General features: G+C 66.5%; 23 protein-coding genes. 12 read left to right on the top strand and 11 right to left on the bottom strand.

Annotated features, from left to right (window positions below):
- Positions 1-42: 42 nt before the first annotated feature.
- Entirely contained in the window at positions 43-1,389 is a 1,347-nt protein-coding gene (locus RYH79_RS13060; RefSeq protein ID WP_370899816.1) for an ATP-binding protein, read from the bottom strand.
- A gap of 134 nt (positions 1,390-1,523) precedes the next feature.
- On the opposite strand from RYH79_RS13060, the gene RYH79_RS13055 reads away from it, so the two are divergent.
- Positions 1,524-2,180 (top strand): hypothetical protein, encoded by a 657-nt coding sequence (locus RYH79_RS13055; RefSeq protein ID WP_370899814.1) that lies wholly within the window; start codon positions 1,524-1,526, stop codon positions 2,178-2,180.
- Positions 2,181-2,195: 15 nt separating this feature from the next.
- Here the strand turns inward: RYH79_RS13055 and RYH79_RS13050 are convergent, their stop codons facing one another.
- Positions 2,196-2,534, bottom strand: a complete 339-nt coding sequence (locus RYH79_RS13050) for a hypothetical protein (protein WP_370899812.1) — start codon at positions 2,532-2,534, stop codon at positions 2,196-2,198.
- Positions 2,535-2,921: 387 nt separating this feature from the next.
- On the bottom strand, positions 2,922-3,935 hold the full coding sequence (locus RYH79_RS13045) for a hypothetical protein (RefSeq protein WP_370899810.1): 1,014 nt from the start codon (positions 3,933-3,935) through the stop codon (positions 2,922-2,924).
- 251 nt (positions 3,936-4,186) lie between these two features.
- Between RYH79_RS13045 and RYH79_RS13040 the strand changes: the two genes are divergently transcribed.
- The 6 genes from RYH79_RS13040 to RYH79_RS13015 all read left to right on the top strand — a co-directional run bounded on the left by RYH79_RS13040 (position 4,187) and on the right by RYH79_RS13015 (position 12,664).
- A complete protein-coding gene (locus RYH79_RS13040; RefSeq protein WP_370899808.1) occupies positions 4,187-5,320 on the top strand; it encodes a thiolase family protein in 1,134 nt (377 codons plus the stop codon).
- Positions 5,321-5,642: 322 nt separating this feature from the next.
- Positions 5,643-8,408, top strand: coding sequence for an ABC transporter ATP-binding protein (locus RYH79_RS13035; RefSeq protein WP_370899806.1), 2,766 nt, complete (start codon positions 5,643-5,645; stop codon positions 8,406-8,408).
- Positions 8,409-8,532: 124 nt separating this feature from the next.
- Positions 8,533-10,221: an ABC transporter substrate-binding protein gene (locus RYH79_RS13030; protein ID WP_370899804.1), complete on the top strand. Its 1,689-nt coding sequence runs from the start codon at positions 8,533-8,535 to the stop codon at positions 10,219-10,221.
- A gap of 92 nt (positions 10,222-10,313) precedes the next feature.
- The gene (locus RYH79_RS13025) at positions 10,314-11,357 is read left to right on the top strand and encodes an ABC transporter permease (RefSeq protein WP_370899802.1); all 1,044 of its coding nucleotides are present in this window, start codon (positions 10,314-10,316) and stop codon (positions 11,355-11,357) included.
- Positions 11,354-12,295, top strand: coding sequence for an ABC transporter permease (locus RYH79_RS13020; protein WP_370899800.1), 942 nt, complete (start codon positions 11,354-11,356; stop codon positions 12,293-12,295). Before RYH79_RS13025 ends, RYH79_RS13020 begins: the two co-directional genes overlap by 4 nt.
- 3 nt (positions 12,296-12,298) lie before the next feature.
- Positions 12,299-12,664, top strand: coding sequence for a DUF7268 family protein (locus RYH79_RS13015; protein WP_370899798.1), 366 nt, complete (start codon positions 12,299-12,301; stop codon positions 12,662-12,664).
- A gap of 5 nt (positions 12,665-12,669) precedes the next feature.
- Here RYH79_RS13015 and RYH79_RS13010 read toward each other — a convergent pair whose 3' ends face one another.
- Positions 12,670-12,849: a DUF5786 family protein gene (locus RYH79_RS13010; protein WP_370899796.1), complete on the bottom strand. Its 180-nt coding sequence runs from the start codon at positions 12,847-12,849 to the stop codon at positions 12,670-12,672.
- Between the two features lie 116 nt (positions 12,850-12,965).
- Between RYH79_RS13010 and RYH79_RS13005 the strand changes: the two genes are divergently transcribed.
- Complete coding sequence (locus RYH79_RS13005; RefSeq protein ID WP_370899794.1) at positions 12,966-13,424, top strand: DUF4112 domain-containing protein; 459 nt, start codon at positions 12,966-12,968, stop codon at positions 13,422-13,424.
- Between the two features lie 10 nt (positions 13,425-13,434).
- Here RYH79_RS13005 and RYH79_RS13000 read toward each other — a convergent pair whose 3' ends face one another.
- The 4 genes from RYH79_RS13000 to RYH79_RS12985 form a co-directional block, all read right to left on the bottom strand.
- Positions 13,435-13,719, bottom strand: coding sequence for a translation initiation factor eIF-1A (locus RYH79_RS13000; protein WP_370899792.1), 285 nt, complete (start codon positions 13,717-13,719; stop codon positions 13,435-13,437).
- A gap of 70 nt (positions 13,720-13,789) precedes the next feature.
- Positions 13,790-13,996, bottom strand: coding sequence for a hypothetical protein (locus tag RYH79_RS12995; RefSeq protein ID WP_370899790.1), 207 nt, complete (start codon positions 13,994-13,996; stop codon positions 13,790-13,792).
- A 37-nt stretch (positions 13,997-14,033) separates the two neighbouring features.
- Positions 14,034-15,404, bottom strand: coding sequence for a cytochrome P450 (locus RYH79_RS12990; protein WP_370899788.1), 1,371 nt, complete (start codon positions 15,402-15,404; stop codon positions 14,034-14,036).
- A gap of 50 nt (positions 15,405-15,454) precedes the next feature.
- A complete protein-coding gene (locus RYH79_RS12985; protein ID WP_370899786.1) occupies positions 15,455-16,195 on the bottom strand; it encodes a RuvC family protein in 741 nt (246 codons plus the stop codon).
- A gap of 84 nt (positions 16,196-16,279) precedes the next feature.
- On the opposite strand from RYH79_RS12985, the gene RYH79_RS12980 reads away from it, so the two are divergent.
- The 3 genes from RYH79_RS12980 to RYH79_RS12970 all read left to right on the top strand — a co-directional run bounded on the left by RYH79_RS12980 (position 16,280) and on the right by RYH79_RS12970 (position 18,433).
- Positions 16,280-16,633 carry a DNA-binding protein gene (locus tag RYH79_RS12980; protein WP_370899784.1) on the top strand — a complete coding sequence of 118 codons (354 nt, stop codon included), beginning with the start codon at positions 16,280-16,282 and terminating at the stop codon, positions 16,631-16,633.
- A gap of 3 nt (positions 16,634-16,636) precedes the next feature.
- The gene (locus RYH79_RS12975; RefSeq protein WP_370899782.1) at positions 16,637-17,230 is read left to right on the top strand and encodes a DUF7411 family protein; all 594 of its coding nucleotides are present in this window, start codon (positions 16,637-16,639) and stop codon (positions 17,228-17,230) included.
- Between the two features lie 102 nt (positions 17,231-17,332).
- Positions 17,333-18,433: an aminopeptidase gene (locus RYH79_RS12970; protein ID WP_370899780.1), complete on the top strand. Its 1,101-nt coding sequence runs from the start codon at positions 17,333-17,335 to the stop codon at positions 18,431-18,433.
- Here RYH79_RS12970 and RYH79_RS12965 read toward each other — a convergent pair whose 3' ends face one another.
- Both RYH79_RS12965 and RYH79_RS12960 read right to left on the bottom strand, forming a co-directional pair.
- Positions 18,434-19,579, bottom strand: a complete 1,146-nt coding sequence (locus tag RYH79_RS12965) for an ORC1-type DNA replication protein (protein ID WP_370899779.1) — start codon at positions 19,577-19,579, stop codon at positions 18,434-18,436.
- Between the two features lie 160 nt (positions 19,580-19,739).
- Positions 19,740-20,945, bottom strand: a complete 1,206-nt coding sequence (locus RYH79_RS12960) for an MFS transporter (protein WP_370899777.1) — start codon at positions 20,943-20,945, stop codon at positions 19,740-19,742.
- Between the two features lie 111 nt (positions 20,946-21,056).
- On the opposite strand from RYH79_RS12960, the gene RYH79_RS12955 reads away from it, so the two are divergent.
- A complete protein-coding gene (locus RYH79_RS12955) occupies positions 21,057-22,028 on the top strand; it encodes a PQQ-dependent sugar dehydrogenase family protein (protein ID WP_370899775.1) in 972 nt (323 codons plus the stop codon).
- Between the two features lie 80 nt (positions 22,029-22,108).
- Here RYH79_RS12955 and RYH79_RS12950 read toward each other — a convergent pair whose 3' ends face one another.
- Complete coding sequence (locus RYH79_RS12950; RefSeq protein ID WP_370900888.1) at positions 22,109-24,196, bottom strand: helix-hairpin-helix domain-containing protein; 2,088 nt, start codon at positions 24,194-24,196, stop codon at positions 22,109-22,111.
- Positions 24,197-24,219 lie beyond the last annotated feature (23 nt).

Raw genomic sequence — 24,219 nt, 5'->3', positions numbered from 1 at the left:
GCAGGGAGTCGACTCTGGACGCCCGCTCTGTCGTTCGACCGCTCAGTGGTCGTGTGTGTGGTCGTGCCCACCGTCGCCGGCGACGGTCGCGCCCTCGCCGTCGATCATGTCCATCGTCTTGAGGTTGTCCCGTTCCTCGAAGTCTTCCACGGCGTCCATCACGTCCGCCTGGGTGATCGTCCGACGGTCGTCCGTCAGCGCCTCCAAGACGGCCTCCCGCAACACCATCCGGAGGTCGCTCCCGGTGAGCCCCTCCGTCTTGTCGGCGACGATCTCCGGGTCGAAGTCGCCGATCTCCATCTCTCTGGTGATCACCCGGAGGATGTCCGCGCGCATCTGCCGGTCCGGCTTCGGGAAGTTGACGATCTCGTCGAAGCGGCGCCAGGCGGCGGCGTCCAGCTGGTCCGGGTGGTTCGTCGCCGACACGAGCAACACCTCGTCGTTGATGAGCGAGATGTCGTCGATGGACTTCAGCAGGGTGTTGACGGCGCGTTTGAGCGCGGCGTGTTCGTCGCTCCGACGGGTCTTGGCGACGGAGTCGAACTCGTCGATGAAGAGGATACACGGCGCCAGTCGCTTCGCCACCTCGAACGTCTTCTCGACGTTCTTGGCGGTCTCGCCGAGGTACTGGCTCGTCACCATCGACAGCTTCACCTCGACGACCGGGAGCCCCAGGTCGTGGGCGATCCCGCGGGCGACGCTGGTCTTCCCAGTGCCCGGCGGGCCGACGAACAGGAGCTTCCCGATCTCGCGGAGACCGATCTCGGCGAGGTAGTCGCGGTGTTCGATCGCGGTGACGAGCTTCTGGATCTCACCCTCCTGGTCGCCCGTGAGCACGAGATCGTCCAGCGTGGTCTCGATCTCCTCGGGGGCACGGACGGTGACGAGGTCCAGCATCTCCGCGTCCTCCTCCTCGTCGAAGTACTCCTCCAACAGCGCGTCGATCCAGACACGGTCCGCCTGGATCGGCCGCGTCTCGTCGCGGGCCGCCTCGTAGGTGACGGGAGGGTCGTCCGTCGCCTCCTCGGCGATCTTCGCCAACACCGGGTTCGACAGGAGGCGGTCGTCTTCAACGCGGTCTAACAGCCAGGAGACCCCCATCGACGACTCCGTGAGCGACAGCGTGCCGTCGAAGTCGTCTCGGTCGGTGAACAGCTCGTCGGAGACAGCCTCCCAGGGGCGTTCGATCCCGGTCGCCGTCTTCGCCGTCGACTCCGTCACGGTCAGCGGCCGTTGGACGCCGCCCGGCTCGTCGCCGTCGTCGTCGTGCTCCGTCCAGAACACGCGACGGTACCGCGGCGGGAGGTCGTCGGCGTCCAGCGACCGGTCGTCGTTGAACCGACTCGCCGTCACCAGGAGTTCGACAACGTCGACTGCCGGGTCGTTCATCTACAACGCCTTGGGGCGGGATTCTGTTAAGCCCGTCGGAGCGACAGAGACGGGCCCGGCCGATACAGATCAGTCATGCGCGCCAGCTCGATTCGCCACAAGACTCACCGGGAGAGCCGTCGGACACGAACGCGATGCAACGACGGGCGTTCCTCTCCGGTTCGATCCTGTCGCTGGCTGTCCCCGGCTGTCTGTCCGATCGCCCGAGGCGAGAGACGGCGGGGGCGACGGCACCGAGCGAGACGGCGGCGGCAGCGGCACCGAGCGAGACGGCGGCGGCAGCGGCACCAAACGAGACGGCGGGGGCGACGACGACAGCGTCGGCGGCGACGACGACCACGACGCCGGCGACACCGTCCGACACCGCGACACAGACGGCAGAACTGACTCCGGAGACGATCCTCTCGCCGCCGGGAGACGGCTGGACGCGCGACCGGACGGACGGGGCTGACTGGCGGTACCTCGGCGGCACGGACGGGATCAGGGGCTACTACACGAGTCCCGACGGCGTCGCGTTCCAGGTGGTCGTGATGCGGGCCGACCGGACCAGCCCGGCACAGATTGCCAGGAACTGGCACTGTGTCGGCCGGTGGAGTGTCGCGGTCGCCGTCCGGGAGTTCGTCGTCGCCGCCAGCTCGGGGACGAAACAGAAGCGGCAGACGCCGGACTTCGCGCCGTGGATGTCCGGCACACCACACCCAGGGACCGACGACGACGCCCGGGCGCTGCTCGTCTGCTCGCCCGTGTTGTCGCGGGAGACGGTCGCGTCGAGCGCGGCCTCGTGTGAGTGAGCGGCGACGAACGGATCAGCGCTCTCCGAGACGGAACTGGACGGCGAGCGCGTAATTAGTTCCCTGTGGTTGGCGGGTGATCCCCCAGTAGACGAAGCGGTACGTTCCCGGCTCGATGCGCTCGCACTCCTGAAACGACGGGTCGATCCGGTCGGCGAAGTCGATTCCCGGCCCGATGTCGACGTTCCACTCGAACCCCTCGCCGGGGGCGTGTCGTACCGGAATATCTCTCCAGACCGGGTACTCGTCCGTGTAGAGAACCGAATCCCACGACCCTTTCTCTCTCTTCTGAATGTCGCACCTACTCTTCGTCCCACTAAGTTGGTCGGTCTCTGTGGTGTTTTCCAACGTCACGGTCAGCTGACCGCCGTACGGTACGACCTCTGTGGTGGTCGACAGTTCGAAGATCTCCGAGGTGGTGACCGTGACCGGAACCGAGGCCTCGTACAGCTCTCCACACCGCTCGATCGTCCGTGTGGGCGACTCGCCCGAGGGAGTCGGTGGTGTCTCGGTCGCGGACCCACTGGGTGGCGTCGTCCGAGCCGTCGACTCGTGTGTCGGTGTCGGTGATGCTGTCTCGCTCGTCGGTCTGTCCGCCGACGTGGTCTCCGTCGCTGTCGGTTCGCTCGAACTGGTCTGCTGCACTGCCGTGGAGTCGCCAGACAGACGGCCCAGACAGCCCGTGCTGAGAGCGACTGCAGCTGTTGTCAGCAGTCTTCGTCGGGAGAGGCGAGTCACGGTCTATTGTCCAAAGTCGAACCCGTGGTTATTGTGGATTCGGTATGCTGGACAGCCGTATGAACCGTAATTACTACTACCATGATGTGGAGCAATGACACTGGCGTACTCTTTACCATCTACTTTATATCTTTTATAGTGAATCCCTCCGGAGTCGCCACTTTCTGTGTATGTAGACATACGTATGTACTTACCGTAATCTTCTTGGGGAGTTCCTTCACAATTTGAAAATACGAATCCGGTTTCCTTGACCTGTCCACTCTGCGCACAGGTCTTTCTTCCCCGGTGGTAGACAGTCTCTCCAGTTGAGATCAGATCTTTAATTCCGTTTTCCGTTACGTAGCCCAAAACATCTCTCTGTGTATCGACAACTCCTGGGTCAAACCCGTTGATGGGTGACGATGCACTGAGAGAGACCGTCGCCCAGTCTTGTCCGACTGACCAGTCTTCGACTCCCCCGATGAGGCGATCACTCTGCGTGAGTTCATCGCCTTTGATACTTCCCTCGCACTGCTTGAACCCGTGCGCACAGGTCATAAGCCGGGGCTCACCGTCGGAGTTGATAACACGACAGGCGACAGAGAACGGAACACCGGTCTCCACCTGAACACCACCGGGGACGTTGTCGTAATCTTGATCGTAGCACGTATCCAGCCGTAGATCCGGTGTCTCACGTTGTTCGATGGAGATTCCGTCTCGCTTGGAAGGCACAGACACAGCACTCGCAGATTCGGAGGTGTAGATTATAGGCCGAGTGACCCGTTTGCCTGCGACTGTTCGATCCGTCCCCGTCAGCCCGACACCGTCGACAGTCTTGATGTCTTCGTACTGTTGTCTGAGGGCCCCAGCGACTGCGTCAACGCGTGTCTCGTGCTGGTACCACTCCTTCGGCACGAGTTTCGATTTGAGTGTCTCACCACGGTGTTTGATAGTATCAATTCGAACTCCATCGTCAGTTGCCGTTGCTTCCCCGATGGTGGTGAGACCGACACCGGTTGCACCGACTGCTCTCAGCACGCTTCGCCTGTTCGCAGACGACGTTTGACCGCTCATACCCCAATAGCAGAAGCTAACAAATAAATTTCTTTCTGAATGAATTAGAAGTGACACTCAAATTATATATACATATAAGAATTATAGCATACTGAAAATTCATCTCTACTGATTATATTCTGTGAGGACGATCGATTCCAGACCACAGGTGAAACACCCCGAAACCCGCGGTCCGTTCTCGCGGTTTTATACCGGTCCGTCACACAGGCGCACACATGGCAACACCCGTCATCGCGGCCGCGCACCGGACTCCCTTCGGCAAGGCAGACGGCGTCTTCGCCGACACGCGGAGCGAGGATCTCTCGCGCACGCTGATCGACCACACCCTCTCGGAGACGGGGCTGACGAGCGACCACGTCGACGACCTGATGTGGGGGGTCGCCCAGCAGCGCGAGGAGCAGGACAACAACGTCGCCCGCGTGATCGCGCTGCTGTCGGAACTGGGCGAGGGGACGCCGGCGACGACGATCAACCGCTGGTGTGCCTCCTCGATGCAGGCGATCATCTCGGCGGCCGACGCCGTCGCGGCCGGCAACCGCGAGTGTATCCTCGCGGGCGGCGTCGAGAACATGTCCCGCGTGCCGATGGGGGAGGACACGTACCAACACCTCCACCCGGAGCTGTCCGAACAGTACAACGTGTTCCAGCTCCAGATGGGGATGACCGCCGAGAAAGTGGCCAGCGAGTACGACGTGACCCGCGAGGCGCAAGACGAGTACGCCGTCCGGAGCCACCACCGCGCCGCCGAGGCGGCGGAGTCGGGCCGGTTCGACGACGAGATCGTCCCGGTGGAGACGGACGACGGCGTCGTCACGGAAGACGAGGGGATCCGCCCGGACACGGACGTGGAGACGCTGTCGGAGCTGTCGCCGGCGTTCACCGGCGACGGCACGGTCACCGCCGGCAACTCCTCGCAGCTGACGGACGGCGCGGCGAGCACTCTCGTCACGAGCCGGTCGTTCGCGGAGGACCACGGCCTGGACGTGATCGCGGAGGTCGGGACGAACGCGGTCGCCGGCGTCGACCCGACGGTGATGGGGATCGGTCCGGTGCCGGCGACCCGCGGCCTGTTGGAGCGGGCCGGCACGGAGATCGACGACTACGATCTCGTCGAGTTGAACGAGGCGTTCGCCTCACAGTGTGTGTACGCCCGCCGCGAACTCGGGATTCCGGAAGCGCAGTACAACGTCAACGGCGGCGCCATCGCGCTGGGCCACCCGCTGGGTGCCTCCGGGGCACGCCTGCCGGTGACGCTGCTCCACGAGCTGGAGAAGCGGGGCGACGACCGCGGGCTGGCGACACTGTGCGTCGGCTTCGGGCAGGGGGCGGCGATCGAGTTCCTGCGGTAGCCGCGTCTTCGCGTGGGTCGCGTCTTCGCGCGAGCTCAGTCGGCACCGTGTGGCGGCGCGTGCCCGCAGTCTGGACACTGCCACACGCCGTCTTCCGGGCCGAACGTCACGCCACAGACGGGACACGTCAGTTTCACACCCGAGCCACGGCTGGCGGTGACTTAGACCCCCACGGGCCGCCAACGGCGTTGGAACACCTACGCTCGATCCGACTGTGGAACTTCGGAACCGATCGACGTGGACGTACGACCGACTTCCCTCGTCGTTGAACGTTGGCGCCCGCATCGAAAACTACACCTTCCCCGGGGCGTCACCGGGTGACATGGATCTCCTCTCCGTGTCGAATCTCCAGACGCAGTTTGCGACGGAAAGGGGCGACGTGAGGGCTGTCGACGGGGTCGACCTGACGATCCGCGAGGGGGAGACGGTCGGGCTCGTCGGTGAGTCCGGGTCCGGCAAGTCGGTGACGGCGTTGTCGGCGCTGGACCTCGTCGACGACCCGGGCGAGATCGTCGGCGGGCGAGTGACGTTCCGGAGCCCGGAGACGGTGCCGGCGATGCTACCACGCCACGCCGACGGAGTTGCGAGCTACCCGAACGCGCTGAGCGAGGCGACACGGGTGCTCGCGGACGACTGCCGGGCGGGCGACCTCGGCGGCGTCGCGGCAGAACTCGAGGGGATGGCGGCGGACTGTGCGGCGTTGGACGACCCCGCGGGGCTGGCCGACGAACTGTCGGCGCTGGCGGCGCGAATCGGCGACGGCGGCGACGCGCGGGCCGTCGCCGACGACCTGGACGCGCTCGCCGAACGCAGTCGCGACGGGTTCGTCTTCCTGGAGTCGGGGAGTGTCGACGGAGAGCCGGAGACAGACCCACGGACGGTGCTACGCTCGTCGCCCGACCGGATCGACGAGGTGACGATCGAAGACGCGGTGATCGACCTGACGGCCGCACCCGAGGAGGCGATGCGGGACGTGCGGGGCGGTGCCGCCAGCATGATCTTCCAGGACCCGATGACCTCGCTGAACCCGGCGCTCACCGTCGGCGAACAGGTGGCCGAGAGCCTCCGTCTCCACCAGTTCGACGGCCGACGGGAGGACTCCTGGCGCAACGCGATCCGGGAGGTGCTGCCGTCGCTCGGCCTCGACGACGCCGACGACGAGGTGATCGACCGCACGGTGGAGGTGCTGTCGGAGGTTGGTATCCCGGAGCCCACCGAGCGGATCGACGACTACCCACACGAGTTCTCCGGCGGGATGCGTCAACGGGTGTTGATCGCTATCGCGCTGGCGTGTCGCCCACAGCTGCTGATCGCCGACGAGCCGACGACTGCACTGGACGTGACGATCCAGGCGCAGATTCTGGATCTCGTCAACGATCTCCAGGCGGAGCTGGGGATGTCCGTGCTCATGATCACCCACGACCTGGGCGTGATCGCGGAGACCTGCGACCGGGTCGCCGTGATGTACGCCGGCGAGATCGTCGAGGAGGGGCCGGTGGAGGAGATCTTCCACGACCCCGCACACCCGTACACGTACACGCTGTTGGAGTCGATCCCGACGGAAGACGCCGACCGACTCACCCCGATCGAGGGGAACGTCCCGGACCTGATCGACATGCCGGAGGGGTGTCACTTCGCCGACCGGTGTCCGTGGGAGCAGCCGGAGTGTACGGGGGCGGCGATTCCGTTCCGGGAGCACGGCGACGCGGAGACGACCCACCGAGCCAAGTGTGTGTTGGACGACTTCGACGAGTCGGCGTACGGTGCCACGGGCGACCTCGGCGGCACGGAGACGGCGGTCGGCGAGGAGCTGTTGTCCCTCGACGGGCTCCAGAAGCACTTCTCGCGGGCGGACGGCTACCTGGACCGACTGCTGTCCTCGGAGGTGGAGAGCGTGAAGGCGGTCGACGGCGTGGACCTGAGCGTCCACGAGGAGGAGACGCTGGGGCTCGTCGGTGAGTCCGGCTGCGGGAAGTCGACGACCGGGCGGTCGTTGCTCCGACTCCTGGAGCCGACGGACGGCACCGTCGTGTTCGCGGGCGAGGACCTGACGACGCTGTCCGACTCGGAGATGCGGGCCCGCCGGACGGACCTCCAGATGATCTTCCAGGACCCGATGTCCAGCCTGGACCCGCGGATGACCGTCGGTCAGATCGTCGCCGAGCCGCTCCAGATCCACGACCTCCCAGCCGAGGAACCGCCCGCGGACGTGAGTCGCCGCGAACAACGTCGCCGCCGGGTAGACGAACTGCTGGAGGCGGTCGGGCTCGACCCCAGTCAGCGCGGTCGGTACCCGCACGAACTGTCGGGCGGCCAGCGCCAGCGGATCGGAATCGCCCGGGCGCTGGCGGTGGATCCGGACTTCGTCGTCGCCGACGAGCCGGTGTCGGCGCTGGACGTCTCCGTCCAGGCGCAGATCCTCAACCTGATGGAGGATCTCCAGGAGGAGTTCGGGCTGACGTACCTGTTCATCGCCCACGACCTGGGCGTGGTGCGACACATCTGCGACCGGGTCGCCGTCATGTACCTCGGCGAGGTGGTGGAGGTGGCCGAGACGACGGCGTTGTTCAACGACCCCAGACACCCGTACACGCAGGCGTTGCTGTCGGCGATCCCCGTCCCGGACCCGACGGCCGACACGGACGACCGAGTGATTCTGGAGGGAGACGTACCGTCGCCGGTCAACCCGCCGTCTGGGTGTCACTTCCGGACGCGGTGTCCGCAGGTGATCCCACCGGAGGGGATGGAGATCGACCAGTCGCAGTTCCGCGCGGTGACGGACTACCGCCAACGGGTGGAACGCGAGGCGATCGACCCGGCGGGGATCCGAGAGGAGGCGGCCGCGGCAGCCGAGGTCGCCACCGACGGCGGCACCGTCGAACTGGAGTGGGCCGTCCGCGAACGGTTCGGAATCGACGACCTCCCGCCGCGGGCCGACGAGGCAGTGACCGACAGCGTCGCCCGGCTCGCGGACGGCGACTTCGCCGGCGCCACCGAGGCGCTGTCCGTCTTCGAGTCCGTCTGTGAACGCGACGACCCGTCGTTGGGTGAGGGTGACCACCCGTCTGCGTGTCACCGCACCGAGTGAGCGGCGGTTCCTCTCCAACCCGAGTTGGTTCCCAAGTTCGTAGGAAGCTTCAATCGAACTGTCTCTTACAGGCACACGATATATTCCGGAATTTTTATGCCCCGATGCTCGCCAGTGAGAACGTATGTCACAGGACGAGACGAGCAGACGCAGCTTCCTGACGGCCGTCGGCGGGGCGGCTGCGACGGGAGCGCTGGCGGCGACGGCGGGCTGCACGGGCGGCACTACCGGCGGCGGCAGCGAGGTGAGCGGGACGCTGGTGTACGCACGCGGCGACCACCCGGGCAACTACGATCCACAACAGACCACGAACGGCGAGGTGGCGAAGGTGTCGAACCAGGTGTTCGACCCGCTGGTGAAGTTCGAGCCCGGGACGGGCGGCGAACTCGGCGCCGGGCTGGCGACGGACTACTCGCTGGAGGGGACGACAGCCTCGCTCACGCTCCGCGAGGGCGTGACGTTCCACAACGGCGAGGAGTTCACCGCCGCCGACGTGAAGGCGACCGTCGACCGGTTCAGTGACGCGGAGTACGAGTACTACCTCGGGGACGCGAACCGGTCGGGGTACGGCCCGTTCACCTTCGGCGACTGGGTGAAGACCATCGAGACGGACGGGGACTACGAGCTGACCATCGAACTCGAACAGCAGTACGCCCCGTTCCTGCGGAACCTGGCGATGTTCGCGGCCGTGATCCTCTCGAAGACGCAGATCGAAGGGTACGAGAGCGGCGGCGACCCACAGGTCGCGCTCGGCGAGGAACCGGTCGGCACCGGTCCGTTCGAGTTCGCGGAGTTGGACAACGAGAACAACCGCGTCCGGATGGAGGCGAACACGGACTACTGGGGTGACGGCCCGAAGGTCGCCGAGGTCGTGTTCAAGGAGATCACGGAGAACTCCACGCGGGCGGCGGACGTCATCAACGGCGACTCCCACATCACGGACAACCTGGACTCACAGTCGTTCAAACAGCTCCAGAACGCCGACTCCGCGAGTCTCCTCTCGAAGAACGGGATCAACGTCGGTTACATGGCGTTCAACATGGCCCGCAAGGAGGAGTTCCGGGAGAAGGCCGTGCGCCAGGCCGTCAGCTACGCCGTCGACACACAGGCCATCGTCGACCAGATCTACCAGGGGTTCGCCGCCGAGGCCGACCAACCGCTCCCGCCGGACGTGATCGGTCACAACGAGGACCTGAGTCCGTACGAGACGGACAAAGAGGAGGCACAGTCACTGCTGGAGGAGGCGGGCGTCGAGCCGTTCGAGTTCGAACTGGCGACGTTCTCGAACCCGCGGGGGTACAACCCGAGCCCGGTCCAGACGGCCAACCAGGTGAAGTCCGACTTGGAGGAGATCGGCTTCACCGTAGAGGTCAACCAGTTCTCGACGTTCTCGTCGTTCCTGGACTACACGGACCAGGGGAAACACGACGCCTGTTTCCTAGGCTGGTACACGGACAACGCCGACCCGGACAACTTCATGTCGTTCCTCCTCGACCCTGGGGTCCCGGTAGACGAGATCCCGGACGGGCAAGACTGGGTCGGCTACGACACCGAGGGGTTCAACACGCTGAACGCCGCCGCGTGGGCCAACAGGGAGTTCGTCGAGACGATCCGCGAGGGACAACAGACGTACGACACCGCGAAACGGAGAGAACTGTACAAGCAGGCGAGCGAGATCGCCCACGAGGAGGCGCCGTGGGTGTTCCTCGACTACGCCCAGACGCTGCGCGGGATCCACAGCAGTGTGAACCAGGACAGCTACACGGTGTCGTCCGTCGGCGGCCCGTACCTGGAGTCCGTCGAGATCGAGTGACGACGGGGGGCGCTCCCCGCTCGTTCGTGCCGCGAGCGCGACGTTGAAGTGATCGGCAGCTACAATCAGACGACACGACGACACACCATAGTATGGTCTCGAAACGCTTCCTGGCGAAACGACTCCTCTTGCTCGTTCCGGTGTTGTTCGGGGTGGCGACGTTCGTGTTCGGCATCCTCCACTTCGCGCCGGGCGACCCGGCTCGGATCATCGTGGGCCAACGGGCCAGCGCCGAACAGATACAACGGGTCCGAGCCGAGCTCGGCCTGAACGACCCGTTGTGGGTTCAGTACCTCCGGTTCCTGGGCGACGCGGCGACGTTCCAGTTCGGCGAGTCCTACCAGATCTCCAAGGGGACGCCCGTGCGCGAGGTCGTCGCCAACACCCTCCCGGTGACGATCGAACTCGCCTTGTACGGCCAGTTCTTCGGCATCGGTCTGGGTATCCCTCTCGGGGTGTTGTCGGCGGTGAAACAGGACACGCTGACGGATCACGCCACTCGAATCGGGGCGCTGACGGGAATCTCCGTCCCGATCTACTGGTCTGGGCCGTTGTTGATCCTGTTCCTGTCGACGCAGCTCGGGCTGTTCCCGGCCAGTGGCCGGATCGGCTCGACGATCTTCTTGGACGAGTCCTGGCGACTGCTCGGGACGGAACTCCCGCTGACGGGACTCGTCACGGTCGACACGTTGTTGCTGGGGAACCTCGACGCGTTCGTCTCCGCCGTGCGACACCTGTTGTTGCCGTCGCTCGTGATCGGTATCTACTCGATGGCGCTGATCTCCCGGATGATGCGGTCGTCGATGCTGGAGGTGGTGAGACAGGACTACATGCGGACCGCCCGGGCGAAGGGCCAAGGGGCGAAGATCACCGTCCTCAAACACGGGCTCCGGAACGCGCTGATCCCGGTCGTCACGGTCGTCGGCATTCAGTTCGGCTCGTTGCTGGGCGGTGCCGTGCTGACGGAGACCGTGTTCGGGATCGCCGGCATCGGCACGATGCTCGTGTCGGCCATCGGCGCGACGGACTACCCGCTCGTGCAGGGCACCGTTCTCACGTTCGCGTTACTGTTCACGCTGGTGAACCTCGGCGTCGACGTGACGTACAGCTACCTCGACCCACGGATCGAACAGTGAGCACCGACGACACCACCGAGACGGAGACGCGAACACGGGGGCCCGTCGCCCGACTGCGTGCGTCCCCGTTAGTCTCCGAACTGCTGTCGAACCGTCTCGCGTTGACCGGGTTGACGATCATCTTCGGGATCGTCGTCCTCGCCGTCGTCGCCCGGACGACGCTGAGCTACGACGCGCTCACCGCCTCACGGCTCGGGACGACGATCCCGGACCGCGCGCCGCCGGGCTGGGTCGGCCCCGCGCCAGCGGATCAGTACCTGTTCGGGACGGACGCCAGCGCCCGGGACATCTTCAGACGCTCCGCCTACGGGGCGTGGCTGGCGATGAAGTTCGGTACCGTCGCCGTCGGAGTGTCGACGGTCGCGGGCGTCACCTTGGGCGTGCTCGCGGCCTACTACGGCGACGTGGCCGACAACGTCGTGATGCGGACGATGGACGTGTTGTTGGCGTTCCCGTCGTTACTGCTGGCGCTGGCGATCGTCGCCGTCTTCGGCACCGGGCTGTGGAAGGCGACGATCGCGCTCATCATGGTGTACACCCCCCGGTTCGCGCGTGTCGTCCGCGGGGCGGCGCTGACCGTGTTGGAAGACGAGTACATCGAGGCGACACAGGCGCTGGGGGCCTCGGACCCACGAGTGCTCGTCCGGCACGTCCTGCCGAACACGCTGGCGCCGATCACCGTCCAGTCGACGCTGAACTTCGGACTCGCCATCATCGACCTGGCGGCGCTGTCGTTCCTGGGGTTCGGCGCGAGCGGTGCCGCTCCCTCCTGGGGGCTGATGCTGTCGCAGGGCGTCGACAACGGTCTGCTCACCGGGAAGTGGTGGATGTCGTTCTTCCCGGGGCTGTTGCTGGCGCTGACGGTGCTCGGATTCAACCTGTTGGGCGACGGGATGCGCGACGCCCTTGACCCGCGGATGCGGGACGCGGTCGACTGAGCCGTGTCCGACGGTGGGGAGCTGCCGCCGATCCAGACGGCGGTCGCTCGACGGCTCCGACTGCTAGCCAGTGGTGTCGCCGTCGGACTGCCGGCCGGTCCGGCGTCCGTCGCGCTGTCGGTGGCGACCGGGCGGACCCCGCCGGACGCGGTCGCGGCGGGGTTCGCGCTCGGCACTGTCGCGTTGGGGTTCGGCGTGTTGGGGTGGAGCGGGTCGATCCTCGCCGGCCCGGGGATCGAGGCGGCACGCGACCACCTCGCGGTCGGCGGTGACTGGACGGAGGCCGACAGCCGCCGGGCGATGACGCGGATCGTCGGCGTCGGGCTCGGCGCGATGGTCGCGGCGAGCCTGCTGGAGCCCGTCGTGTAGCCGTCCTACCTCCCGTCGTCGTCCGCGAGGGCGTGGAACTGTTCGAGCATCGCCTCCGTGTCCTCCTCGCCGTCGAACGTCACCTCACCGCTGTACTCGGGACGCTCGTCGTCGAAGTCGGCGTCGACGCGCGCCTTCCGCTCGCGGCGCTCGTGTTCCGCCTCGTCGTAAGCTCCCATCGACATGGCACCTCGTCTTGGCAATCGGGAGTCATAACCCTGTCGACGGTTACCACGGGTGCGAGACTCACGCGCCGCGACCGCCGCCGTGTTTTTGTCCCAGCGGGGCGTGTGGAGAGACGATGACGGAGCTCGCAGACCGGTTCGAGACGACGGAACTGCCCGACAGCGTCGACGAGGCGGCCGTCGACCGACTGTCGACGGTGGCACACCTCTTAGACGAGTGTGTGCGACTGCCGGGCGGGTTCTCTGTCGGGCTCGACCCGTTGCTCGGGTCCGTACCGGTCGTCGGCGACGCCCTGACGACCGGGCTGTCGCTGTACGTGGTGTTGGAGGCCGCCTACCTCGGCGTGTCGTACACGACGGTCGTCCGAATGCTCGGCAACGTCGCCGTCGACACCGCCGGCGGCGCCGTCCCCGTCGTCGGAGTCCTGTTCGACGCCCTCTGGAAGACGAACCGGCGGAACGTGGAGCTGTTGCTGGACGATCTGGCGGTCGAAGAGTCGGAGTCGGGGTCGGACGGGGGGGCCGACGAGCCCGACTCCGACGCCGTCGCTATCGAGGTCGCGCCGAGAGAGTGAAGAGAGGAGACTACTCGATGTGGCCTTCTTCGCGCAGCTGGTCTGCGTCCTGGTCGGAGTACCGCCACTCGATGTCCGCCTTCTCGTCTTGCCAGTCCCACGGGTCGGCGAGGACCACGTCGCCCTCTTCGATCCAGACGCGGTACTTCATGCGACCGGGGATCCGGCCGAGTCGTTCCGTGCCGTCCTGACACCGGAGTTGGACGTGGTTCCCCCCGTCGTGCCGCGTGACGACGGCGAACTGCTCGTCGCCGCTCGGCATCCGGAGGTTCTTGCGCCCACTTTCACCACTCATATCGGATAGAGGCGCTGGGGTGGGATAAGCCCCGCGAAAGGCGTGATAACGTGGGGCGTGGTAGTGGCCGCTACTGTCTCCCCCAGATCTGTGCGACGGCCAGGGCGATTACGACGCCAGTCGTGTTGCCGACAGGAAGCCACAACGGGTGCCAGTCGACGCCGTACAGTTCGATCGCGAGGAACGACACCACGAGCGAACACCCCGCACAGAACAGCACGGCGACGAGGCTCTGTCGGATCGAGGGGGCTTCCAGTCTGCCTCGTCGTTCGAGCATCCGGTCGACAGGGCGACGGTCGCCCGGACAGTTCAGTTCACCGCTCGGGGGACTCCGACCGCGGCCGAATCCGCATCGGCATCGGGTGGTCCGGGTGCATCGTCAGCGACCCGCGGAGATCCAGGTCCGGCCCCTCGTAGTCGAGGGTGTACTCGCTGCCCACCGTGGCGAGGATCAGCTTCGCCTCCAACAGCGACAGCTGCTTGCCGATACAGTGGCGCGGGCCGCCGCCGAACGGGAAGTAGGAGAACCGCGGCCGGTCGGCGCGGCGCTCGGGCGCCCACCGGTCCGGGTCGAACGTCAGCGGGTCGTCGTACCACCGGTCCGAGCGGTGGACTCCCCACTGGGGGATCATGACGATCGACCCCTGCGGAATCCGGTAGCCGGCGATCCGTACGTCCGTCTTCGGCTCCCGGAACACCGTGTACACCGGGGGGTACAGCCGCATCGCCTCCGAGAGCACGCGGTCGACGTACTCCAGGTTCCGCACGTCGCTCGCGGTCGGTGTGCCGTCGATCTCGTCGATCTCCGCGTGGACGCGGTCGCGCACCTCCGGGTGCTCCGACAGGAGGTAGTAGGTGTAGGTGAGCGTCAGCGCCGTCGTGTCGTGGCCCGCCAAGAGCATCGTCATCAGCTCGTCGCGGAGCTGGCGGTCGGACTGTTCCCCACGGTCGCGGGCCCGCAGCAGGATCGACAGCAGGTCCATCGGCACGCCGCGGCCGGTGGCGTCGCCCGCGGGGTCCGGAGCCGTCTCCTGGGTCCCGCGCCGCTCCGCGAGGATGTCGTCCAGAACCTCCTCTAAGGCGGCGACGGCGGCGTCGAACTTCCGATTCTCCGCCGTCGGCGCCCAGTCGGGGACGATGGCGCGCATCGGGCTCGGCTCGAACCGTTGCCCCAGCGGCTCCAAGTTCTCCTGGACCCGCCGGATCTTCGCCTCGCTCACGTTCGTCCCGAACATGGCCGAGACGATGATCTTCACCGTCAACCGGGCCATCTCCAGTTGGAGGTCCACGCGGTCGCCGACGGCCCAGTCGGCGACCGTCTCCTCGGCGTGGTCGACCATCACGTCGTCCAAGGCCCCGACCCGGCGGGCGTGAAACGCCGGGTTGGCGAGGTCGCGTTGTTTCTCCCAGGTGTCACCCTCCGACAGCAGGAGTCCGTCACCGAGTAAGTCGTCGATACCGGCGTCCAAGTCGGGCTTGCGGAACTTCGCACACTCGGAGACGAGCACCCGCTCCACGTCCCGGGGGTTCGTCAGCATGTACGTCTCCCGTGGCCCGAGATCCAGCCGCACCACGTCGCCGTACGCCTCGGTACAGGCAGTGATGAACTGGAACGGGTCGCGGGCGTACTGTCGCCCGTTGCCGAACACGGGGACACCTTTCGGCCCCGGTGGGGTCGTACTCATAGAGGATTACTGGGGCGCGACGATGAAAAAGTCGCCGACCCGCCCCGTCCTCACCGCTCGCGGTGACGCCTCAACGCCTCCGACAGCGACAGTTCACCCAACGCGACACGTCTGGCAAGCTCCGTGTCCAGCGTCCGGTCGCCGTCCGACCGCTCCCGCGACCGGTTCTTCACCCGTTGGATCTCCCCCGGCGTCGGCTCCACGTCCCGGGTCTCGACCGGCTCACCCTCCATCCGGGCGATGTTGACCGCCGCGAGCACGTCCGCCAGCGCCCGCCCGCTCGCCCCACGCCCCAGCGACGGGGTGGTCCCGCTCTCGTCGACGAGCTCGACGGCCACCTCGTCTAGCTCCTCTACGAGCCGGGCGCCGTGGAGACGGGCGCCGTCACCGACACGGACGAGCGGGTCCGGCTCGTCTGCCACCGCCGACCGCACGGTCTCGACGGCTGCCGACGCCGGGACGTGGTAGGCCGTGACCACCGTCTCTCCGGAGAGGACGGCGACCCCCGGGCGCTCGCCCGGGTCGACACCGACCACGGTCCGGCCGTCCGTCCCGCGGAGCAGTCCGAGCGCCTCGTCGACCCCCCCGCGGGCGTCCTCGGCGGTCGTCGTGACGTGGCCGACGCCGGCGTCGGGGTACGACACCCCGTCTTCGGCGGCAGACAGCACCACGTCCGCCCGCTCCGGGAGTTCGGCTCCGGGCTCGACCGTGGTGAACGTGGCCGCCCGCTCCCGCAGTTCGTCGACTGCGGCGTGGTACAGCGCGAAGTCGTCGGTGGCAACGACGATCACACCCGGAGGTCCGTGTCGCGGCGTCAAATCTCTGTGGGAACACCCTCCGAAATCGTTTTGCGTCTCACGACCGAATCCGACGGTATGAGCCAGAACCCGGAGGACGACGAGCGGCTGCAGGAACTCCGAGAGAAGAAGCGTGAACAGCTCCGCCAGCAGAGCGACCAGGGTGGCGACGAGGAGGCACGCCAGGCCGCACAGGAACAGGCGGAGGCCCAACAGGAGGCGATGCTCAAGCAGTACCTCACGGACGGCGCTCGCCAACGGCTCAACGCCGTCGAGATGAGCAAGCCGCAGTTCGCCGAGCAGGCGAAGAAACAGGTCCTCGCGGTCGCTCAGTCGGGCCGGATCGACGGTCGGATCGACGAAGACCAGATGAAGAGCCTGTTGAAGGAGCTGAAGCCCGACGACTCCGGCTTCAACGTCCGGCGTCGGTAGGCCGTGGAGCTCGCGCTCCTCTACAGCGGCGGGAAAGACTCCTCGCTGGCGGCACTCGTGTTGGACCGCTTCTACGACGTGGAGCTGGTGACGGCCACGTTCGGCGTGACGGACGACTGGGAGCACGCCGCTCGGGCGGCGGACGCGCTGGGGTTCCCGTTCGACACCCACGCGTTGGACCGCGCGGTGGCCGACGAGGCGGTCGAACGGATGCGAGCGGACGGCTACCCCCGAAACGGGATCCAACGCGTCCACGAACACGCCCTGGAGTCCGTCGCCGAGCGAGACGTCGACGCCGTCGCGGACGGCTCCAGACGCGACGACCGAGTACCCAGCGTCTCTCGGGCGTTCGCCCAGTCGCTGGAGGACCGCCACGACGTCGACTACCTCTCTCCGCTCGCGGGGTTCGGCCGCAGCGCCGTCGACCGGCTGGTCGCCGAGAGCCTAGAGGTGGAGACGGGCCCCAGCGAGGAGATCACTCGAGCCGACTACGAGGGGGAGCTCCGGGCCATCCTCGCAGACGACCACGGTCCCGAGGCCGTCGGCGAGGTGTTCCCGGACCACGAACAGACGTACGTCCGCGGGCCGACAGAGTAGCGAAGCCCGGCCGACGGCGTCGCCGTCCCGCGGTATCGCCCACCACCGGGCTCACAGCGCGAAGACCACCGTCGTTTTGCCCGTCGCTCCCGTGTCGTGTGTATGGACCAGCGCGTTCGTGAGCACGCCGACGTGCTCGTCGACTGGAGCGCACGGATCGACGCCGGCGACGACGTGGTCGTGGCGGTGTCGGAGGGGAGCCACGACCTCGCGGTCGCCGTCTGCGAGGCGCTCGGGGAACGGGGCGCCAACTACGTCGCCGTCTACGACAGCGACGAGATCGAGCGGGCGTACCGCCGGGCACACGACGGCGAGTTCGACGAGGACCCCGGGTTCGAACTGTCGCTGTACGAGGAAGCCGACGCCGTGCTCCGGCTCGGCCGCGGTCGCAACACCGCCGCCCAGGCGGACGTGGCCGGCGAGACACGACAGGCTCACCGCACGGCCCGGACGGGGATCCGCGAGGCGCGGATGGACACGGACTGGGTGTCGACCGTCCACCCGACGCGGTCGTTGGCCCAACAGGCCGGGATGTCGGTCGAGGCCTACCGCGAGTTCGTCTACGACGCCGTCCTCCGGGACTGGGAGTCGTTGGCCGACGAGATGGCGAAGACGAAGGAACTGCTGGACGAGGGCAGCGAGGTCCGGATCGAGACCGGCGAGCAGGCCGTCGAGATGCGGATCGACGGCCGGACGGCCGTCAACTCCGCCGCCAGCGTGGCGTACGACTCCCACAACCTCCCCAGCGGCGAGGTGTTCACGGCGCCGTACGCGACGGAGGGGGAGATCACCTTCGACGTGCCGATGACGGTCAACTCCCGGCGCGTCCGCGACGCCACGCTCACCTTCGAGGACGGCGAGGTCGTGGACGTCTCCGCGGCACAAGGCGAGCAGGCCCTCCGAGACGTACTCGACACGGACCCGGGCGCCCGCCGACTCGGCGAACTCGGGATCGGCATGAATCGTGGCATCGACCGCGTCACCGACAACATCCTGTTCGACGAGAAGATGGGCGACACGGTCCACCTCGCGGTCGGTCGGTCGTACGGCGCCTGTCTGCCCGACGGGGAGACCGGCAACGAGTCGGCCGTCCACACCGACCTGATCTGTGACGTGAGCGAGGACTCCCGAATTCTCGTGGACGGGGAAGTGATCCAGCAGAACGGGAAGTTCCGGTGGGAGGAAGGGTTCGAGTCGGCGTAGCTACTCCCGCTCCAACCGCTCCGCAACCGCGTCGGGGTCGTACGCCAGTTCGATCTCCCGCGACCGGCCGCGGCCCTCCACGTCGGCGTACTCCGTCTCGACGAGCCCCAACTGTTCCAGCTTCTTCACGATCTCCGAGTACCGAGTGTACCCCAGGTCGGTGCGGTCGTGGAACACTTCGTACACGTTGCCGGCCTGGTCGCCGCCGTGGTCGGCGAGGACGGCCACGAGCGCGCGTTCCGACTCCGAGAGCCCCCGGAGACTCCGGGAGAGGTGGACGAACTTCGACTTCTCGTACGCCTCCTCCACGTCGTCGACGGAGACGGTGCGGGAGGCTCGCATCTCGGCGTTGAGCCCCGCCCGCCGCAGGAGATCGATCCCGACACGGAGGTCGCCCGACTCCGCGGTCAGTTCGGCCACGCGGTCCAGCTCCGGCGCACCCAAGACCCCGTCGTGGAACCCGCGGTCGGCGCGTTCGCGCAGGATGTCGACGATCTCGTCGGCGTCGTACACGGGGAAGTACACCTCCTCCGGCCGGAACACGGACTGGACTCGGGTGTCCAGTTCGTCGATCACGCCCAGAGAGAGGTCCGAGGAGACGCAGATGACGCCGATCTTCGCGCTCGCCTCCGCGTGACCGTCCGCCTCGTGGGCGCGCAGGAGCGAGTACAGCGTGTCCGACGCCTCGTTCTCGTAGAAGAGGTAGTTCACGTCGTCCAAGGCGACCACCAACACTGCCCCCTCGTCGGCGAGTCGGTCGGTGATCTGGCCGAACAGCTTCTTGAAGGAGACGCCCGAGGAGGGGGGCTCGTAGTCGAACACGCCCTCGAAGATCCGCGAGAAGACTGCGTACCGGGTGGCGTCCACCTGACAGTTCACCCGAACGGTCCACACGTCTGTCTCCCCGCCGAGTTCGCCGAACAGCTTCTGGACGGCGGTGGTCTTGCCGGTGCCGGGCGGCCCGCGCACGACGCTGTTGAGCGGGCGCGACCCCCGGACGGCCGGCCGCAGGGCGTACTTCAGCGAGTCTACCTGGCTCTCGCGGTGGCGGAACGTCTCCGGGACGTAGTCGATCTCGAAGACGTGTTCGTCCCTGAACACGGACTCGTCCCACGCCAACATCCCCTCCTCGGGGTCCCCGGGCATTGCCGGAGTCTACGCGCCCCACCACTTAATCGTTCGGCGACAGTGTGGTAGGAGTAGAATCTGACATTTCGAGACAGCCGTCTCCCCAAAATACTCTCGTCCCTGTATGGATGAAAATATATCTTACGAATGGCAACAGGCGGCTGTCGGACAGAGAGAGTCAGTCGGACGGTTGTGCTTGTGGATCGCCCCGTGTAGTCGACATTCTGACACCGAGATACGCGCCAGCAACAATCAGGAGTCCAGCCAGACCGAACAGAATGGTCTCGGACGCGAACACGTCGGTCGCTCGTCCAACTGCAACGCGGAGTGGGATTCCGACGACCGAGTACACTAATGCGATGACGCTCAGCGCGGTCGCCCGCCCGACCGACGAGAGTTCGTCGTTGATCAACTGTCCAGACAGCGGCTTCACCAGCCGTTGGAGACCACGCATGACCACGAACCCCGGGACGACGGCCAGCGTGACTACGCCGCCGGCACCCAACGCGACCGCGACGAGGAACGGTGCCACGACCAGCGTGTGTTCTGTCCCAAGCTGCTCCTCAACCCAGCCAGTCACGTAGCTAACTGCTGCACCGACACCGGTGAACGTCGCGTACAGCCACCCAATCTGTGCCTCCGGAACGCCAGCACCGACACTCAGTGGCTGTACCAGCACGCTGTTCGCTGTCGTTGCAACTCCGAAGAACAGTGCCAACCCGATCACCGCGTCACGGAGGCGTGGCTGGGTTAGCTCTTCGGTAATGACCGATCGAATCGTCTCTATGTCGAGGTTGTCGTTGTCGTCATCCGTCGGTGACGGTTCGCGGAACGTCAGCGCGGCGAGGAAGCTAATCGCTGTCGTTGCAGCAGTTGCAAGGTAGGCGAGTCCGTAGTCGATTTGACCAAGATAGCCGCCGGCGACGGAAGTCACGCCCATCACCACCAGGAGTGCCGTCTGCCCTCGACCAGAGACGTGTGCGTAGTCGTCTTCACGATCCATCTCCGAGAGCGTGTCGTACAACCACGCGCCGGACGTTCCCGACCGAAACGAGATTCCGAGGACGAATGTCGCCTGTGCGAGAACGAACGCTGGAAACGTTCCAGCGAGAGCAAAGACGAGTGATCCAGATGTCATTAGTCCCGCCGACAACAAAAGACTGTTTCGCCGTCCGAGCCTGTCGGCGGCGTAACCGCTTGGAATCTCCGCGAGGAGGGTCACGGCGCTTCCAGCGGCCACTACGAGCCCAATTTCGGTGAAGCTCAAGCCCCGGGATCGGAACATGAGCACGTTTACTGGGACGTGGAAGCCGCCCCACGCGGTTGCGACGTATATGTAATACTTGAAAATTGGCCGCGGTGGCAGACTGTCCTTCGGCAACATACTTGCCTTTATCAGCGAGAGCAATGTTACCTCTGATGTATTGTACGCCCAGAGTAGTGTAGGGGATATTTAGAAACTTATTTTTATAGCTGAACAAAAGTTGGTTGCGCTATGTCAACTGGGACAGCAACAGACGAGATGGTGCAGACCAAGCAACGAGAGGTTGACGTGACACTCCATGCTACCAATCTGAGCAATCCCTCGCACATGGAGTGGACACATGACGGGCGCCTCCTGGCAACCGAACGCACGAATGGTCGCATCGTTGATGTGACCGACGGGGGAGACTTCGGCGGCCTCACTGCGGACGACGAGCGGGTGTTCGCCTCTGGACTCGAAGGACCGTCCAGCATGGCGATGCTGCCCGACGGTCGGATCCTCGCCAACGAGTGCTGGGAAGGACGAATCCGCGACATCACCGGCGGCGGCGAGTTCTCCTCAGTGGACAACGAGACGGTGTTCGCATCTGAACTCGCCGGTCCCTACAGTATCGTCTACCACGACGCCACGGACGCGGTGTACACTACAGTGAACCCCGGCGAAGGCCGGAGTAGCCGCGTCATCGACGTGACTAGCGGAGACGACGCAGATGACCACCCGACAATTGTCGATCAGATCCCAGTACGCGACAAGTTCCCCGGCATGACTCCTCGGCGCGCTTGGCCGGACAACTGGGAACCGTACCAGATCGACTGTGGCGAGTGGGTCACGCCTGCCGGGGAGGCGCTGCTGTACAGCGTCGGTCCGCTGGGGCACGTCGCTCGTGCCGACATGGACCCGGAGTCGGAGACGGTGACACATATCGATCACGTCAACGACGACAGGCTCGTAGCAGAAGGGCTTGGGCGAGTCGGTGGCTCCGTCTACAACCGGAAGGATGGACTCGTCTACGTCGCAGAGCCGTTCAAGGGAAGCGTCGCAGCGATCGATCCACACGACAGCCAACAGTATCGGTTCACACCACGGGTCGCTAACGGGTTTACGCTGCCCACCTGCGTCCGATGTGGGCCGGACAACGACGCAATGTTCGTCTGCGGACGCGGAGAAGGCGTCGTCTACAAGATCGAGAACTTCCGTCCGTAACAGCGGGGTCCATCTCTGACGTATCGTGCTCAAGCCTCGCTTTTTTGGTGTGTGCTCGCCCGTACTGGTCCGCCTCTGATTCAGAACTTCTCCAGCAACGACTCGTAGAACGACCCCTCCTCGCCGGGGGTGGCGTCCGACAGCTTCTCGACGATCAGCTCCGGTGTCGACCGCGCGAGGTGGTTCTTCTTGGGCGAGCGGTCGACGACCAACTCCCCGTCTTCCAACCCCAGCGCCTCGATTCCGTCGACGGCCACGTCGAAGCCGGCGGTCTCGCGGATCTCCCGGGCCATGTGTGAGACGAACACCGCCGTCGCTCCCTGGTCGTGGAGCCGTTCGAGGATGCCGGCGATGATCTTCGCGGACGCCCCCGGCTCCGTGATCGACTCCAGTTCGTCCACCAGGACGAGTCGACCGTCGGCCCCGGTCGCCAGGTCGCCGAACTCCCGGAGCGTCGACTCGAACGCCCCGGCGTCGAGCGTCCCCTGTGACTTGGCGTAGTAGTGGAGCCCGGAGACGCGGCGGAGCCGCACCGCCGCCGCCGGCACGGGGAGCCCGACGTGTGCCAGCGTGGCGATCAGCGCGACCAGATCCAACGTCGACGTCTTCCCGCCGGAGTTGACACCGGAGAGGATCGTCACCCCGGAGACGCCGTAGTCCACCGGCTCCACGTCCGTGAACGCCTCGTCCAGGATCGGCGACCGCCCGCCTTCGATCTCGATCTCGGCGCCGGCGTCGCCGGAGGGGAGTCGAGTGACGCCTCCGGCTTCCGTCTCCGTCCCGCCGTCGCCGTCGGCCGCGAGCGCGCGCCCCGCTGGATCGTCCGGAATCTCGTCGCCGACGAACGTCGGCATCACACAGTCGAAGTCCGCCGCGAAGCGGGCCACCGCAAGCTCCACGTCGAACTCCAGCGCGTCGGCGAGCAACTGCTCGGCGTCCGGCCGCAGCGCCGCGATCTCCTCGGCTAAGTCCGCCTTCAGCCGGGCAGCCCGGCGGTCCCGGGCGGTCTTCAGCTCCGTCCGGAGCCGTGCCAGCGGCTCTTCGTTGTGTTCGACCGGGAACGTCGGCTCGCCGCCGAACACCCGTTCTGCCATCTCCTCTTCGCCGGGCTCCAGGCGGAGCGCGTCGGCGAACCGTTCGCGGGCCTTCCGGATCGCCTCGTCGTACTCGTCTGCGAGCTCGCGGGCCAGCAACGAGTCGACGCGGGCACCCTGCTCGACGAGCGAGAGGAAGTCCTGGCCCTCGATGGTCACGTCGCGTTCCTGGATCACGCTCCGGAGGTGGTCGTTGGCGGCGCTCGCGGCCGTGCTCGCGGCGGCGCCCACGTCGTCGACGGCGTCGGCCAGTCGGTCCAACTCCTCGTCACCGACGATCCCGCCGTCGTCGTCGACGCGGGCGAGCACGTCGCGGAGCGTCCCGAGATCACACGCCGGCTCCAGCCCGGCGCGCTCGTGGACGGTCGCGGCCGCAGACAGACTGTCGCGGTTGTCGGCGACGAACGCCAACAGTCGCTCGGGGACGACCGTCTCCGGCTCCGTCTCCGGCTCTGGGAGGACCCGCACGTCGCCGTCCACGTCCACGCCCGCGAACGTCTCGTCCAACACGAACACGGTGGCGTACGACCGTCCCAGCTCCGCCAAGTCCTCCGGCCCCTCCACGACTTCTACGGGGAGCTCCGGGAACGCCGCCTCCACTTCGGCGTACCGCTCGGCGTCGGCGGTCGCCAGCGCCCGCTCTCGCACTCGGAGATCCGACGGCTCCGTCGGCGGTGCCACCCCCTCCAGCGCCGACAACACGTCCGGATCCGGCTCTCGCTGGACGGCGTCGGCGGCCCACGCCCGCACCTCCGCGATCCGCTCCGGGACGGTGCTGGGGTACAGCGTCGCCAGCCGCTTGCGGGCGTACTCCGTCACGGCCCGGTCTCGCAGCAACGACAACACCTGGTCGTGTACCTCTTTGGCTCGGTCCGTCGCCGCCCACCCCCCAGGGTCGTCGTGACGGTGTCTGATCGCGCCACGAGCGATCACGACCGCTCGACCCTCGGACACCCCGGATACGCCCGCGATGGTCGCCACGTCACCCTCCCGGAGCGCCGCCTCGGGGTCGTCCAACTCGGCGAGCGCGTCGGCGGTCTTCTCGCCGACACCCGGAATCTCCGTGAGGTCCATCCGTGTCCCGGCGTTCGCCGGCG

Origin of the sequence: Halobaculum sp. MBLA0143, assembly GCF_041361465.1 — an archaeon.
GTDB lineage: Archaea > Halobacteriota > Halobacteria > Halobacteriales > Haloferacaceae > JAHENP01.
Note: the sequence above shows the minus strand (reverse complement) of the source record. Positions and strands in the feature narration are given on the sequence as shown.